The following is a 13,230-nucleotide window of genomic DNA, read 5'->3' as shown; positions in this document are numbered from 1 at the left end:
CCGGGTCAGCCGGCCCGGGTCAGCCGGCCCGGGTCGCGGAGATCGTCAGGCGTACGTAGTCGACCACCGGCTCCGGGAGGCGGTCGGCCACGGCGTCGACGAACGCCTCGCGCTCGCCTTCCGGCAGCCGTTCGAGCTGGCCGCCGAGGACGACGACCGCGAGGTAGCTGCGCAGTTGCTCACCGGGCTCCAGCCGCGCCGGGTCGGGCAGCAGGCGGACCTCGATGTCGGTGAATCCGGCGTCGCGGAGCCGCTGTTCGGTCTCGGCGACGCCGGCGAAGTTCCAGACGGCGGGCTGGGGGCCCAGGACGTCGTCGACGGCGGCCGAGACGGTCGCGATGTTGCCGAGGCCGCCGCATTCGGCGACGAAGCGACCCCCGGGGCGCAGGACGGCCGCGATGTGGGCGAAGAGGGCGGCGTGGTCGGGGATCCAGTGGAAGGTGGCGACGCTGGAGACGGCGTCGACCTCGTCGAACAGCGGCAGCGGCCGGGTGAGGTCGGCGTGCAGGACGTCGACCCGGTCCAGCCGTCCGTCGAGCCGGGCCCGCAGTTGGCCGAGCATCCGCAGGGATCCGTCGACCGCGACGACCCGGCCGCGCGGCAGGCGGTCGAGGAGGGCGGCGGTGTCCCGTCCGGTGCCGCAGCCGAGGTCGAGCACGCGCTCGTCGCCGGCCAGGGTCAGCCGGGCGAGGGTTCGGCGGCCCCATCCCAGGTGGGGCAGGGGCAGTGCGTCGTACGTCCTGGCATCCCATTCCCTTGTCATGAGGGGTACGCTACCCACGCCGGTCCACAACGTGATACCCATATCTCACATAGTGATCTGACAACCAGAAGGAGCCAGCGCGATGTCCGAGATCCAGGTTCGCCCGGTGGGTCAGGTGGTGGGCGGTCGCGTGCCCGTGGAGGACGACGACTGGGGTGGCGTCGAGGCGGTCATCCGGCTGGACGGCGCGCGGTTCGGGCCGGAGGCCCTGTACGGGCTCGACGGCTTCTCGCACATCGAGGTGGTCTTCCACTTCGACCGCGTACCGGCCGAGAAGATCGAGACCGGCGCGCGCCATCCGCGTGGCAACACGGACTGGCCACTGGCCGGCATCTTCGCCCAGCGCGGCAAGAACCGCCCGAATCTGCTGGGCGTCTCCCGCTGCCGGCTGCTGAAGGTGGACGGCCTGGACATCCACGTCAGCGGCCTCGACGCGGTGGACGGCACGCCGGTCCTGGACATCAAGCCCTGGATGGCCGAGTTCGGCCCGCTCGGCGAGGTCACCCAGCCCGCGTGGGCCACCGAGTTGATGCGCGACTACTACTGATCGGGAGGGCGTACGACCGGGTGAGGCCGCGGCCCCGCCCGGCGTGTCGCCATGACCGGCGGTCATATGACCCGACGATGCGTTCATGCGCTCCATTCATGCGGCATCACTGTGCACCGCGGGTGCCGGCATCGTGGGCCTCGCAGCCATGGCCGCCTGGGGGGTGCACACCCTCCCGTACCGGGCCGCCGGAGCGCTGCCCAGCCCCAGCCCCCAACTGCGCCCGGTGCCGCTGCCGGACCTCCCGCGGCACTCCTTCGCCCACCGGTTCTCGCCGTACAGCGCGCGCCGCCCGGTGATCGTCACGCGGGCACAGTGGGGCGCGGACGAGTCGCTGCGCAAGGAGGCCCCGCGCTACGGCCACGCCGTGCGGGTGGTCTTCCTCCACCACACCGACAACGGCAACGGCTACGACTGCCGGCAGGTGCCCGAGATCATCCGTGGCATCTACACCGGCCACGTCAAGGACCACCACTGGGACGACGTCGCCTACAACTTCTTCGTCGACAAGTGCGGCACCATCTACGAGGGCCGGGCAGGCGGCGTCTCCCGACCCGTCACCGGCGCGCAGGCGGTCGGGTTCAACACCGACACCATGGGCATCGCCGCGGTCGGCACCTACGACGCCACCGGCACCGTGACCCGCGCCATGGCCGAGGCCATCGCCCAGCTCTCGGCGTGGAAGCTGGGCCTCACCGGCGTGGACCCCCGCGGCACCCAGAAACTCCGGTCGACCAACAGTGAAAGCCGCTTCCGCAAGGGCACCGTCGCGGAGTTCCACGCCATCTCCGGTCACCGCGACAGCTTCTTCACCGACTGCCCGGGCGACGACCTGTACGGCAAGCTTCCGGCGATCCGCGCCGAGGCGGCCCGCCTGCAGGGCCGCTAGACGCTATCCGAGCTGTCACGAGCGGCCCGTTCGCCGCCTGGCACGGCACCTCGCAAGGCGCTGGGGGCACCTTGCGACGCACCGGACAACGCCTGGACCGCCCGTGATCGCCCGGACAGGGCCTGGCTCAGCGCGGCGCGAGCGCCAGCATGGCGACGTCGTCGCCGACGGCACCCGCGTACGCGGCCAGGTCCTCCCAGATGCCGTTCACGACGGCCCGTGGGGTGGCCGCCATGCCGTCCTTGAGGCGGGCGACGAGCCGGTCGGCGAGGGGGTAGAAGACGCCGGTGGCGTCGCGGGCCTCGATCACCCCGTCGGTGTAGGCCAGCAGCATGTCACCGGGCAGCAGCGGCTCGGTCACCACGGAAGGCCCCGGGAGGCCCGGCAGGCCCATGCCGAGCGGCGGGGCGGGCTCGGCGCTGATCTCGCGGGCCCGCCCGTCGCGTACCAGCAGCGGGGGCGGGTGGCCGCAGCAGGCGACACGGACCTCGGCCCGCCCGACCGGGAACTCCAGCAGCAGGGCGGTGGCGAACAGCTCGCTGTCCCCGTCCTCGGCCGCGGCCCCGTCGATGGTCAGGCGTCGTTCCAGGCGTGTGGCGACCTGGCCCAGGTCGGGGACGTCGAGCACGGCTTCCCGGAAGGCGCCGAGCAGCCCGGCCACGGTGCCTACCGCGGCCAGGCCGTGGCCCTGCACATCGGCGACCAGGGCCCGCACCCCGTACGGCCCGGCCCTTACGTCGTAGAGGTCACCGCCGACCAGGGTGCCGCGCTGGGCGGCGCGGTAGAGCGCGGCGCAGTTCACCGGCCCGACGGCGGTGGGCAGCGGGGCCAGTACGGCGAGCTGGGCGGCCTCGGCGACGGTGCTGACCCGCACCAGGCGGCCGTGGTAGCGGCGGCGGACCCCGGCGATGACCACGCTGAGGGCGGCGATGAGCCCGACGGCCCCGGAGTCGCTGAACGCGAGACTGCCGGCGCCGATCACGGGCATCTGCATCACGACCAGGACGGTGGCCGACAGGATCGCCGTCCCCGGCGCCCCGTACCCGAGGGCGGCCAGTGGGGGCACGGCGGCGTAGTAGGCGCCGAGGTCGACATCTCCCGGGGTGAAGGCCTGGGCCGCGATCAGCACGAAGAGCATGACGACGGGCAGTGCCCGCAGCCAGACCGGGGATCCGGCCACGCGCAGCGTGTCGGGGCCCTCGGGCGAGTTCGGCTCGCTGCCCATAGCTGCACGGTAGTCCCCCGTGGCCACCGGCGCGCGGCCTTAACGGTGCTCCTCGGGCCTCGGGCGCCGCCTGCTCAGGCGGTGGGCGCGGCCTCGGACTGCAGCAGCTCGGCATGGTGTCGGCGTGCGGTCCCGGGGTGGGCGCGCAGATATCCCTTGAGCTCGTTGTAGCCGAACTCGGCGAAGAGCGGGTTGGCCGGATCCTGGGTGGCGCCGGGCGCGTGGTGGGCGTGTTCGAAGGGCAGCGGCGCGATCCTCGCGTCGAGGCGCGGGTTGTAGAAGAACGGCACCGAGAAGCGCTCCCGGCCGCCGGGCGGGCTGACGACGCGGTGGTTGGTGGCCTTGAGATAGCCGTCGGTGGCGACCTCGAGCAGCTCGCCGAGGTTGACGACGAAGGCGCCGGGCAGCGGCGGCACCTCGTGGAAGCGCCCGTCGGCGCGCTCGACCTGCAGGCCGCCCACCTCGTCCTGGAGCAGAAGGGTGAGGAAGCCGTAGTCCTTGTGGGCGCCGACGCCCTGACCGTCGCCGCTGGGGGCGCTGCCGGGGTAGCGGACCATCTTCAGGTGCAGGTGCGGTTCGTCGGCGAAGGCGTAGTCGTAGAAGTCCTCGGGGGCGCCGATGGAGGCGAGCAGCTCGTGCAGCAGGCGGTTGGCGACAGCGCTGAGCCGGTCGATCCAGGCCAGCGCGCGCTCGCGCAGCTCCGGCAGGGCGGCGGGCCACTGGTTGGGGCCTTCCAGCCACCAGTACGGCGGCTCGCCGGGGCCCGGGATGTGCGGGGGCCGCTCGGCGCCGATGTCGAGCTGGTCGCGCCAGTCGGGGCTGCCGCCGGTGTGCTCGTCGCCGATGCGGGTGTAGCCGCGGAAGTGCGGGGACTCCAGGTTGCCGATGGCAAGCCGGTCGGCCTCGGGGAGGGCGAAGAAGGCCCGTATGACGCTCCACAGGGCGTCGGTCTCTTCGGGGGTTACGCCATGGCCCGTCAGCTGGAAGAAGCCGACGTCGTGGGCGGCCGAGTGCAGCTCGGCACGGAGCCGGGCGCGGGCCTGGGGGCCACGGTCGGCCGCCGACAGGTCGATCACGGGGAGTTGGTGCGTCATGAGGTCTTCGGGTCTTCCGCAGGGTGCCGGGTGGAGCGCTGGAGTGTCAGGGTCAGGCGCTGCGGAGACAGGACATGCTCGTGACGCGGACGAAGTCCACGTGGCGGCGGCGTACGAGCAGAAGCATGGGCCCAGGATACTGCGCTGAGTGAGCACCGCCCGTTTGGAGGTCACGGACGGTGCACGGAGGGCGGGCGGCTCAGACGGGTTGCAGGGGCTGGTGCGGCTCCTGGGGGAGCTCGACGGTGATCGGGTCGCCGGGGCGGATCTCGCCGTCGGCGAGGACGATGCCCATGACGCCGGCCCTGCGGACCACGTTCCCCGCCTCGTCGCGACCGACGACCTCCTTGAGGACACCCTGCCGGAACCTGTCGATCTGCAGGCAGGGGTTGCGCAGTCCCGTCACCTCGACGACGGCCTGGGCGCCGAGCCGCAGCCGGGTACCGGTGGGCAGGGCGAGCAGGTCGATGCCGCGGGTGGTGACATTCTCGCCGAGCTCCCCGGGCCGGACCTCGTAGCCCGCCGCGCGCAGCGCGTCGTGCAGCTCACCGTGGATGAGGTGGACCTGCCGCAGGTTCGGCTGGGTCGGATCCTGCGCGACCCGTGAGCGGTGCTGGACGGTCACTCCGAGGTGGGCGTCGCCCTCCACGCCGAGCCCGGTGAGCAGCCTGATGCCGTCGCGTACGGGTTTGGTGAAGCGGTGCCCCTCGTCGCGGCTGACCGCGGTGACCTTTCCGCCCATGATGACGCTCCCCTCGCCGGAAAAAAACCCGGTGATCATCATATCGGGACGACTTCTTGAATATTCAAGCAAGCACCTCTACGCTGGTCACAGACACTTTCCAAGGAGCCGAATCATGCCTGTCCGCCGCCTCAACCATGCGGTCCTCTACATCCGCGACGTAACCCGCTCCGTGGACTTCTACACCGATGTCTTCGGCTTCGAGGTCAGCGTCGAGATCCCCGGCCGCGCGGCCTTCCTGAGCTCCCGGGACACCCTCAACGACCATGACCTCGGCCTCTTCGCGCTCGGCGAGGGTGCCCCGGGCCCCGAGGAGGGCCGGGTCGGCCTCTACCACCTCGCCTGGGAGGTGGGCACGCTCGGCGAGCTGGCCGACACCGCCCGCCGGCTCACCGAGCGCGGCGCGCTGGTGGGCGCGAGCGACCACGTGGTCTCCAAGTCGCTGTACGCCAAGGACCCCGACGGCATCGAGTTCGAGGTCATGTGGCGCGTCCCGCGCGAGGACTGGCACACCGGCGAGCAGGACACGCGGCCGCGCCCGCTCGACCTCCAGGCCTCGCTCGACCGCTGGGGCGCGGACCTCGCGACCGGCGCGGCGGCGGGCTCCGTCACCTGACGCGACGGTGAACCCGACGCGGCGGTGAACCTGACGCGACGCTGACCGTCAGCGGTGGCCGGACTGCTGTCAGCGGCCGATCTGCTTGCGGCCCCCCCGGCGCAGACGGCGCCGCTGCGAGGGGTCCAGGGCCACGTAGGCGGCCACCGGAACGCCGACGATGATCAGCAGGGCGATCCAGGTCGGCAGGATCCACAGCAGGATCAGTCCGACCGCCACCCCACCCACTGCGTACTTCGCGCGATTGGACATCTTCACGCCTCCGTCTGCGGCACATGCCGCGTTCACTCCAGTTAACGCCACCCGGCCGGTCCCGGTTCCCCACAGGGGCCGGGACCGGCCGGGTGGCACGTTCAGCTGCGGTCCCGGATCCGGTCGTCGTCGCCGGCCGGCTCCTCGGCGACCGGGATCTCCGGCTCCATCTGCTGCGGGTCGGCGGGCGTCGGCTCGGCCTCACGGGTGGCCTCGGCGCGCACGAGTGCGCCCAGGGCGGCGTAGATGTCCAGCGGCATTGCGGTATCTCCTGCGGTGTCGTTCTGCGTACGTACGTGATCGGCTGAGGGCGGCCGGCCCTCAGCAGCGCAGAACGGTGTGCGGGAGTGCGGAGCCGGCCGGCGGCCAGGCCTCACGGCCTGGACCGCGGGGTGAACCGGCAGGAGCCTCCGGGAGCGGCGCCCAGGCGGCCGAGGCGTGCCCGCCGGGCGGGACGGCACGGTGCTGCGGTCCCATGTGGCCGCCGGCGCGCCGGGCCGGCGAGGCCGGATGGTGGTGCGAGCCCGAGTCCGGCACCGGATCCCCCGCGGCGACGGCCACCGGCCGCTCGGGCGCCCGCCACTGCGCGGGCCCCGCCGCCCCGGCGCCGCACAACACGTGCAGCAGGCACACCACGACCGCGACCAGCACCGCCCCCGTCCCCCACGGGGCCAGGACCGGCGCTGCGCGGCGGCGGGCTGCGGCTTGCGGCACGCCTCACACATAACCGGGCTTCGCCCGTGACCCCGCCGGTCGTTGCGCTGAACGCGTGCCATGTTCACCCCAAGGGTGCAAACTCCGGCGCCGGGCGCGCCGTCAGACGGCCCGGTACCGCCGGAAGGCGGGGACCGCGACCGCCAGGCCCAGCATCGTCGCCACGACGAGCAGGCCGCCGGCCGTGACGGCGGGGCGCGTACCGAGGGCGGAGCCCGCCGTGCCGTGGAAGAGGTCGGCGAGGCGTGGGCCGCCGGCGACGACGACGGTGAACACGCCCTGCATGCGGCCCCGCATGTCGTCGGTGGCGACCGACTGCAGAATCGCGCCGCGGAAGACCATGGACACCATGTCGGCGACGCCCGCGAGTGCGAGGAAGCCGGCCGCCCACCACAGGCTCGCGCTCAGGCCGAAGCCCGTGATGGCGGCGCCCCACGCGACGACCGCCACGATGACCATGAGCCCGTGCCGCCGGGCCCGGGAGAAGGTGCCGGAGAGCAGACCCCCGGCCACCGCCCCGATCGGGATGGCCGCGTACAGCAGGCCGAGCGCGAAGCCGCTGCCCCAGCCCCCGTACGTGGTGGCCGCGAGCTGCGGGAAGAGGGCACGGGGCATGCCGAAGACCATGGCGACGATGTCGGCGAGGAAGGACAGCAACAGGATGCGGTGGCCCGTGATGTAGCGGAAGCCGTCGACGACTTCGCGCCAGCCGGCCCGCCGCACGAGGCCCTCGCTGAGCGGCGGCAGCGCCGGCAGCCGCCACACGGCCCAGACGGTGGCGCACAGCGCGATCGCGTCGATCAGATAGAGCTCGCCGAGCCCGATGACCGGGATGAGCACGCCCGCCAGCAGCGGGCCGACGATCTGCCCGGTCTGCATGACGGTGGAGCCCAGGGCGTTGGCCGCCGGAAGCTCCGAGGCGGGGACCAGGCGGGCGATGGAGGCGCTGCGGGCGGGGGCGTTCATGCCCCAGAAGGCCTGCTGGGCGGCGAGCAGCACCATGAGGAGGGCCACGGACCGGCCGCCCGCGAAGGCCTGCGCCCACAGCAGCAGCGCGGTGACGGCGAGGCCCACGTTGGTGAGGAGCATCAGCTTGCGCCGGTCGACGCTGTCGGCGACCGCGCCGCCCCACAGGGCGAAGACGACGAGCGGGACGAGGCCGGCGATGCTGGCGTAGCCGACCCAGGCGGAGGAGCCGGTGATGTCGTAGACCTGCTTGGGCACCGCGACCGCGGTGAGCTGACTGCCGACGGCGGTGACGGTGGTCGAGGACCACAGACGGCGGTACGCGGGATGTCGCAGGGGCCGGGTGTCCATCACCCAGCGGCGCCACCCGCCCTGCTTCGAAGCGCCTTGTGTTCCAGGTATGCCGGTGTCTTCATCCGCCGCGGTGTCCACTGAGTGCTTTGCTTCCTCTTACACCTATTCACTGACCCCGCAGACAGTACCCCCAGTGCCCGGTCACCCGAACAGCCGGTCGAGCAGGGCATTGCCGAACACCCGGTGCGGGTCCAGGCGGTCCAGGATCGCGGCCGCCCCGTCCCAGCCCGGTCCGGTCCCGTCGTCGAAGGACGCGGGCACGGCGCTGCCCAGCACCTCCTCGTCGGCCCAGGCCGCCTCGTCCGTATAGGCCCAGCCCTTGGACCACTCGACGCGGGTGAGCCCGTGGCCGCCGTCGTATGTCGCAAGCAGGAACCGCTCCAGCTCCCTGCAGAAGGCCTCCGCGTACGGAGTGCCGGGCAGGGTCAGTACGTCCAGCCACACCGCCGTGTCCCACTCGGGGTGGTCGGCGCGGGGCCGCAGCGCGGACAGCAGCGGGGCGCGGGCGCCGGCCGAGTCGGCGTCGGCGGGGTCGTCGAGACCGGTGACCCGGATCTCGACGGTGCCGTTGACGGGAAAGCGCCCCTGCGCGGCGTACGCGGTGAGCCGCTCCCGGTAGAAGTCGGTGAACTCGGCGACGACGCGCTGGACTTCGGCCCGCGAGGTCAGCACCGCGTAGCCGTTGGCGGTCATCCGCAAGGTGGTGGGTTTGATGTAGAGCAGGGTGTTCTTCGACAGGCCCCAGATGTCGGCGGAGAGTGTGGTGGTCAGGCCGAGGACGGCCGCATCGAGCTGGGCGTTGCCGAGCACGGGGGCCAGATACCAGGCGGCGTCGGACACCAGCGTCCCGGCGAGGTCGGCCACGACGGCCGGGACGTTGTCGGAGAAGGGGTAGTTGTAGGGCGAGGTGACCCGGCGCGAGGTCAGCGGGCGGTTCGGCGCGACGCTCCACACCTTCAGCCAGGGGAACTCGGTGAAGGCGAACCAGATCGCCTCGGCCCGCCCCGCCGTGTCCAGGAAGCTCGCGAGGGTACGCCCGCCGCTGCCGGGGGCCGCGAAGAGCTCGGCGGCCGGGATGTCGGTGCGGCTGAGGCAGCGCAGGCTGGTGTTCTCGCCGACCCGCAGCACCACCTCGGTGACCAGGGCGCGGCCGAGGTGGGTGAGCAGCGCCGCGCAGTCCGGGTCGTCGCGCTCAAAGGTACGCAGGACGTAGGCGCCGCCGGCGGAGTCCCAGACGACGGCGGTGAGCGACAGGACGAGATTGCTCAGCGATCCGTACGTGTGGCCCGGCAGCCGGCTCTCGCCCTGGGCCGGGACGGCGGTGCCGTGGGCGTCGATGGCCAGAGCGCCGCCGACGGTGAGGTCGCCGGGGGCGGGGGTGGCGGTGACGCCGAGGCCCTGCGCCTCCAGGTGGCCGAGCAGGGCTTCGAGGGAGGCCCCGGCGCCCACCCGGACGGCGGCCGGGTCGGTGGATTCCAGGGCGATGCCGGTGAGGTGGGTGGCGGTGTCGACGAGCAGCAGCGGGGCGCCGGACTCGGTCCCGGCGGGGATGGTCAGCGGTGACCAGCCGTGGGCGTAGCCCCGGGCGCGTACCGTCCAGCCCTGCTCATGGGCCCAGTTGACGACGGCGACCACCTGGTCGGGATCGCTCGGCGCGCAGGCCCACAGGCCGTCGGCGGTGATTTCACCCACCCAGTTGCGGTACGCCGAGCGGTAGAGCTCGACACCGTCGGGGAAGCCGGGCAGGTCCGACGAAGCCGCCTCCTGGGCCATGGCCCGGGGTGCGGCGGCGGCCACCGCGCTCAACGAGGCGGCTGTCAGCAGGAATCCCCGGCGGCTTATTCGGTCAGTCATGCGGCAAACGTAGGGTGGAGCTCGACAACGGCAGGCCCTTTGTCAAAACGATTCACCCATGTGAGTGAACCGTTGACTGCCCTCTCCCCCGCGCCTAGCGTCCGGCGTGAAGGAGGCGCTATGACGATGCGAACCCGACCCCCGTTCCGCGCCGACCATGTGGGCAGCCTGCTCAGGCCGCCGAGGCTGCTGCGCGCCCGTGAGGAGCACGCGAAGGGCACCCTGTCCGACGACGCGTTGCGCGCCGTCGAGGACGAGGCGGTGCGCGAGGTCGTACGGATGCAGGAGGACGTGGGACTGCGGTCCGCGACGGACGGGGAGTTCCGCCGGGCCTCGTGGCACATGGACTTCATCTACCGGCTGGGCGGGATCCGGCCGACCGACGAGAAGCTCGCCGTCCACTTCTACAACGAGCGCGGCGAACTGGACTTCTCCTCCGCCGCGCTGCGCGTCCACGACCGGATCTCGCTGCGCGAGACGATCTTCGCCGACGCCTTCCGCTTCCTCCAGGACGCGGTCACCTCCGCCGTCCCCAAGCTGACCATCCCCTCACCGAGCATGGTCCACTACCGGGGCGGCCGCGCCGCGATCGACCCCGAGGTGTACCCCGACCTCGAGCCCTTCTGGCACGACCTGAGCGCCGCCTACGCCGAGGAGGTCCGCCGCCTGGGCGAACTCGGCTGCACCTACCTGCAGTTCGACGACACCAGCCTCGCCTATCTCAACGATCCGCGGCAGCGCAAGCTCGTCGCCGAGCAGGGCGGGGACCCCGACCACCAGCACGAGCGCTACATCCGCCAGATCAACCAGGCGCTCGCCGGCCGCCCCGACGGGATGACCGTCACCACCCACATGTGCCGCGGCAACTTCCGCTCCTCGTGGGCCGCGGAAGGCGGTTACGACTTCGTCGCCGAGGCGCTCTTCACCCAGCTCGACGTCGACGGCTTCTTCCTGGAGTACGACGACGCCCGCTCCGGCGGCTTCGAGCCGCTGCGCTTCGTCCCGCCGGGAAAGCACGTCGTACTCGGCCTGGTCACCACCAAGCGCGGCGCGCTGGAGGACAAGGACACGCTCAAGCGCCGCATCGAGGAGGCCGCGGCCTACGTCGACATCGACCAGCTGTGCCTGTCCCCGCAGTGCGGCTTCTCCTCGACCTCGGAGGGCAATGTCCTCACCTACGAGGAGCAGGTCGCCAAGCTCCGGCTGATCGCCGAGACCGCCGAGGAGGTCTGGGGCCGGAGCTAGGCGCCTTACGGGTCTTACGGGACTTACGGGAGCAGGGTGGCGGTCGCCGGTGCGGTGGCGGCCGTCAGCCCTTCGAGGGTGCGGGACTTGGCGGTGCCGGCGGACCCTACGACCGCACCGAATCCGCCGACGAGCGGCAGCTTCGCGGAGGAGCGGGCGAGGTCGACGGTGACGGTCGGGGTGGTGTCGGGCGGATCGATCAGGCCGGCGTCGGTGCCGGCGACGATGAGGGCCAGCCGGTGGCCGGCGGGGAAGACGTGGTCGGTGGCGGCCAGCTTGACGGTCATCGTGTACTTCTTGCCCGGCACCAGAGCCTTGCCGTTGCTGAGGGATGCGGAGTGGCCGAGGTCGGCCCAGCCGCGGCTGACCACCTGGTAGTCCACGGTCTCGGAGTCGGCGGCGGTGTCCAGGAAGCAGGCGCTGTCGCCGGCCGTGCTGTCGCCGTAGCAGGAGCGGGTGGACAGGTTGACGATGCCTTCCTTGGCGCCGAGGTAGTTGCGGATGGTCTGCGGGCCGAGGTCCACGACGACCGCCGACAGATGCGCGCTGGCGGTCGACGAGGACGCGGTGAGGGTGACCGTGCCGCTGCCGGACAGGCGCAGGTCCTCGCCGAGGGTGCCGGTGGTGAAGGCGGACTTGGCCGCGGTTGCCGTGTCGGCCGCCGCCGCCCAGTCCTCCTCCCCCAGCGCCGGTTGGTCGGTGAAGGACTCCGTGCTGCCCGGCGTGGCCGGCTTCAGCCCCAGCGTCCCGAGCCCGGCGGTGCTGCCGGAGCGCAGGCTCAGCCGGGTCTGCGACGTGCCGTACGGCTCCCAGCGGGCGTCCTGGGTCCACTGGCCGGGGCTGCGCTCGATGTCGGCGCCGGGCTGGTGGTCGATGCCGTTGCGTACGCCGAGCAGGTAGTGGTCGAACCAGCGGTGCAGGGTGTCGACCCACTCCGTACGGCGGTAGTCGAACGGGTCGACATGGCCGGTCTGCGACAGCCACACCTTGCGCTGGACGCCGTTCGCGGCGAGCGCGTCCCACCACTGGCCGAGGTGCTTGGTGCGGACGTTGAGGTCCTGCATGCCCTGGACGGCGAAGACGCTGGCGCGGACCTTGGACGCGGACGTGGTGTAGTCGCGCGCGGACCAGAAGCTCGTCCAGTCGCCGGTGCGTGGCGCGCCCTTGACGATGGCGTCCTGTACGGCGGTGCAGTTCTTCTTCGCGGTCGCGCTCTCGACGTAGTCCGACAGCCAGTCGGGGCCCGAGTCGTAGAGGGCGGCGCCCTGCTGGAAGTAGTAGTCGTACCAGGAACTGATGGCGCTGATCGGCACGATGGTCTTCAGGCCGCTGACCCCGGTCGATGCCACGGCGTTGGCTATGGTGCCGTCCCAGCTCTTGCCGATCATGCCGGTGGAGCCGTTGGTCCAGTCGGCGGTGACCTTGGCCGTCCCGGTGCGGGTGCGGTACGCGGTGGCGCGGCCGTTCAGCCAGTCGATCACCGCCTTGGCGGATCCGACCTCCGAGGGGCCGCCGATGTCGTCACAGCCGTCGGACCGGTTGGTGCCGGCGAGGTCCACCAGGACGACCGCGTAGCCGCGCGGCACGAAGTAGTTGTCGTAGAAGAGCGGCGCCTGAACGATGTTCCCGTTCGCGTCGTAGGTCTTGAGCTGGCTCTCGTTGCCGCGCCCGCAGCAGGAGTAGTACGGGCTGGCGTCCATGATCACCGGCACCTTGATCCCGGCCTGGGCGGCCTCGCGGGGCCGGACGATGTCGGCGGCGATCCGGTCGGTCTTCCCGTCGCCGTCGCTGTCGAGCCCGTCGTCGACCCACACCGCTTCCCGGATCGCGTCGGCGTAGGAGTAGTCCGGCCGGCTCAGACCGTTCCGTACGGTTGTTGGGTGGGCGCCGGTCGCCGCCTGGGCGTTGCCCGGCAGCGCCAGTACGGCGAGCATGGCGGCCAGCAGCGCCGCCACGGCGGATATCCATG

General features: G+C 72.2%; 14 protein-coding genes. 4 read left to right on the top strand and 10 right to left on the bottom strand.

Going from position 1 to position 13,230, the window contains the following annotated elements; translation table 11 throughout:
* Nucleotides 1-19: 19 nt before the first annotated feature.
* The gene (locus tag ACFXJ5_RS18675) at nucleotides 20-763 is read right to left on the bottom strand and encodes a class I SAM-dependent methyltransferase (RefSeq protein ID WP_384631680.1); all 744 of its coding nucleotides are present in this window, start codon (nucleotides 761-763) and stop codon (nucleotides 20-22) included.
* An 82-nt stretch (nucleotides 764-845) separates the two neighbouring features.
* On the opposite strand from ACFXJ5_RS18675, the gene ACFXJ5_RS18670 reads away from it, so the two are divergent.
* Both ACFXJ5_RS18670 and ACFXJ5_RS18665 read left to right on the top strand, forming a co-directional pair.
* Entirely contained in the window at nucleotides 846-1,310 is a 465-nt protein-coding gene (locus ACFXJ5_RS18670; protein ID WP_384631678.1) for an SAM-dependent methyltransferase, read from the top strand.
* A gap of 85 nt (nucleotides 1,311-1,395) precedes the next feature.
* Nucleotides 1,396-2,199 carry a peptidoglycan recognition protein gene (locus ACFXJ5_RS18665; protein WP_384631676.1) on the top strand — a complete coding sequence of 268 codons (804 nt, stop codon included), beginning with the start codon at nucleotides 1,396-1,398 and terminating at the stop codon, nucleotides 2,197-2,199.
* A gap of 127 nt (nucleotides 2,200-2,326) precedes the next feature.
* Here the strand turns inward: ACFXJ5_RS18665 and ACFXJ5_RS18660 are convergent, their stop codons facing one another.
* The 3 genes from ACFXJ5_RS18660 to ACFXJ5_RS18650 form a co-directional block, all read right to left on the bottom strand.
* Nucleotides 2,327-3,424: a PP2C family protein-serine/threonine phosphatase gene (locus ACFXJ5_RS18660; protein ID WP_384631674.1), complete on the bottom strand. Its 1,098-nt coding sequence runs from the start codon at nucleotides 3,422-3,424 to the stop codon at nucleotides 2,327-2,329.
* Between the two features lie 74 nt (nucleotides 3,425-3,498).
* A complete protein-coding gene (locus tag ACFXJ5_RS18655) occupies nucleotides 3,499-4,518 on the bottom strand; it encodes an isopenicillin N synthase family dioxygenase (RefSeq protein WP_384631672.1) in 1,020 nt (339 codons plus the stop codon).
* Between the two features lie 199 nt (nucleotides 4,519-4,717).
* Nucleotides 4,718-5,260: an MOSC domain-containing protein gene (locus tag ACFXJ5_RS18650; RefSeq protein ID WP_384631670.1), complete on the bottom strand. Its 543-nt coding sequence runs from the start codon at nucleotides 5,258-5,260 to the stop codon at nucleotides 4,718-4,720.
* Nucleotides 5,261-5,375: 115 nt separating this feature from the next.
* Between ACFXJ5_RS18650 and ACFXJ5_RS18645 the strand changes: the two genes are divergently transcribed.
* The gene (locus tag ACFXJ5_RS18645) at nucleotides 5,376-5,876 is read left to right on the top strand and encodes a VOC family protein (RefSeq protein ID WP_384631668.1); all 501 of its coding nucleotides are present in this window, start codon (nucleotides 5,376-5,378) and stop codon (nucleotides 5,874-5,876) included.
* Nucleotides 5,877-5,945: 69 nt separating this feature from the next.
* On the opposite strand, the gene ACFXJ5_RS18640 is transcribed toward ACFXJ5_RS18645, so the two are convergent.
* The 5 genes from ACFXJ5_RS18640 to ACFXJ5_RS18620 form a co-directional block, all read right to left on the bottom strand.
* Nucleotides 5,946-6,128: a hypothetical protein gene (locus tag ACFXJ5_RS18640; RefSeq protein ID WP_384631666.1), complete on the bottom strand. Its 183-nt coding sequence runs from the start codon at nucleotides 6,126-6,128 to the stop codon at nucleotides 5,946-5,948.
* Between the two features lie 101 nt (nucleotides 6,129-6,229).
* Nucleotides 6,230-6,388 carry a hypothetical protein gene (locus ACFXJ5_RS18635; protein WP_384631664.1) on the bottom strand — a complete coding sequence of 53 codons (159 nt, stop codon included), beginning with the start codon at nucleotides 6,386-6,388 and terminating at the stop codon, nucleotides 6,230-6,232.
* 61 nt (nucleotides 6,389-6,449) lie between these two features.
* Entirely contained in the window at nucleotides 6,450-6,842 is a 393-nt protein-coding gene (locus ACFXJ5_RS18630) for a hypothetical protein (RefSeq protein ID WP_384631662.1), read from the bottom strand.
* 102 nt (nucleotides 6,843-6,944) lie between these two features.
* Nucleotides 6,945-8,210 (bottom strand): MFS transporter, encoded by a 1,266-nt coding sequence (locus ACFXJ5_RS18625; RefSeq protein ID WP_384631887.1) that lies wholly within the window; start codon nucleotides 8,208-8,210, stop codon nucleotides 6,945-6,947.
* Between the two features lie 93 nt (nucleotides 8,211-8,303).
* Entirely contained in the window at nucleotides 8,304-10,016 is a 1,713-nt protein-coding gene (locus ACFXJ5_RS18620; protein WP_384631660.1) for a cholesterol oxidase substrate-binding domain-containing protein, read from the bottom strand.
* A 120-nt stretch (nucleotides 10,017-10,136) separates the two neighbouring features.
* Between ACFXJ5_RS18620 and ACFXJ5_RS18615 the strand changes: the two genes are divergently transcribed.
* Nucleotides 10,137-11,261, top strand: a complete 1,125-nt coding sequence (locus tag ACFXJ5_RS18615; RefSeq protein WP_384631658.1) for a 5-methyltetrahydropteroyltriglutamate--homocysteine S-methyltransferase — start codon at nucleotides 10,137-10,139, stop codon at nucleotides 11,259-11,261.
* A 23-nt stretch (nucleotides 11,262-11,284) separates the two neighbouring features.
* Here ACFXJ5_RS18615 and ACFXJ5_RS18610 read toward each other — a convergent pair whose 3' ends face one another.
* Nucleotides 11,285-13,195 (bottom strand): Xaa-Pro dipeptidyl-peptidase, encoded by a 1,911-nt coding sequence (locus ACFXJ5_RS18610; RefSeq protein WP_384631885.1) that lies wholly within the window; start codon nucleotides 13,193-13,195, stop codon nucleotides 11,285-11,287.
* Nucleotides 13,196-13,230: the final 35 nt, after the last annotated feature.

The organism is Streptomyces sp. NPDC059373 (genome assembly GCF_042751495.1).
Lineage (GTDB): Bacteria > Actinomycetota > Actinomycetes > Streptomycetales > Streptomycetaceae > Actinacidiphila.
The sequence above is the reverse complement of the archived record's forward strand: the minus strand, read 5'-3'. Positions and strand labels throughout refer to the sequence as shown.

Coding starts and splice junctions, on each gene's coding strand:
- ACFXJ5_RS18615 (WP_384631658.1), top strand. CDS start 10,137: ATGACGATGCGAACCCGACCCCCGTTCCGCGCCGACCATGTGGGCAGC.
- ACFXJ5_RS18660 (WP_384631674.1), bottom strand. CDS start 3,424: ATGGGCAGCGAGCCGAACTCGCCCGAGGGCCCCGACACGCTGCGCGTG.
- ACFXJ5_RS18645 (WP_384631668.1), top strand. CDS start 5,376: ATGCCTGTCCGCCGCCTCAACCATGCGGTCCTCTACATCCGCGACGTA.
- ACFXJ5_RS18655 (WP_384631672.1), bottom strand. CDS start 4,518: ATGACGCACCAACTCCCCGTGATCGACCTGTCGGCGGCCGACCGTGGC.
- ACFXJ5_RS18675 (WP_384631680.1), bottom strand. CDS start 763: ATGACAAGGGAATGGGATGCCAGGACGTACGACGCACTGCCCCTGCCC.
- ACFXJ5_RS18635 (WP_384631664.1), bottom strand. CDS start 6,388: ATGCCGCTGGACATCTACGCCGCCCTGGGCGCACTCGTGCGCGCCGAG.
- ACFXJ5_RS18620 (WP_384631660.1), bottom strand. CDS start 10,016: ATGACTGACCGAATAAGCCGCCGGGGATTCCTGCTGACAGCCGCCTCG.
- ACFXJ5_RS18650 (WP_384631670.1), bottom strand. CDS start 5,260: ATGGGCGGAAAGGTCACCGCGGTCAGCCGCGACGAGGGGCACCGCTTC.
- ACFXJ5_RS18665 (WP_384631676.1), top strand. CDS start 1,396: ATGCGCTCCATTCATGCGGCATCACTGTGCACCGCGGGTGCCGGCATC.
- ACFXJ5_RS18670 (WP_384631678.1), top strand. CDS start 846: ATGTCCGAGATCCAGGTTCGCCCGGTGGGTCAGGTGGTGGGCGGTCGC.
- ACFXJ5_RS18610 (WP_384631885.1), bottom strand. CDS start 13,195: ATGCTCGCCGTACTGGCGCTGCCGGGCAACGCCCAGGCGGCGACCGGC.
- ACFXJ5_RS18640 (WP_384631666.1), bottom strand. CDS start 6,128: ATGTCCAATCGCGCGAAGTACGCAGTGGGTGGGGTGGCGGTCGGACTG.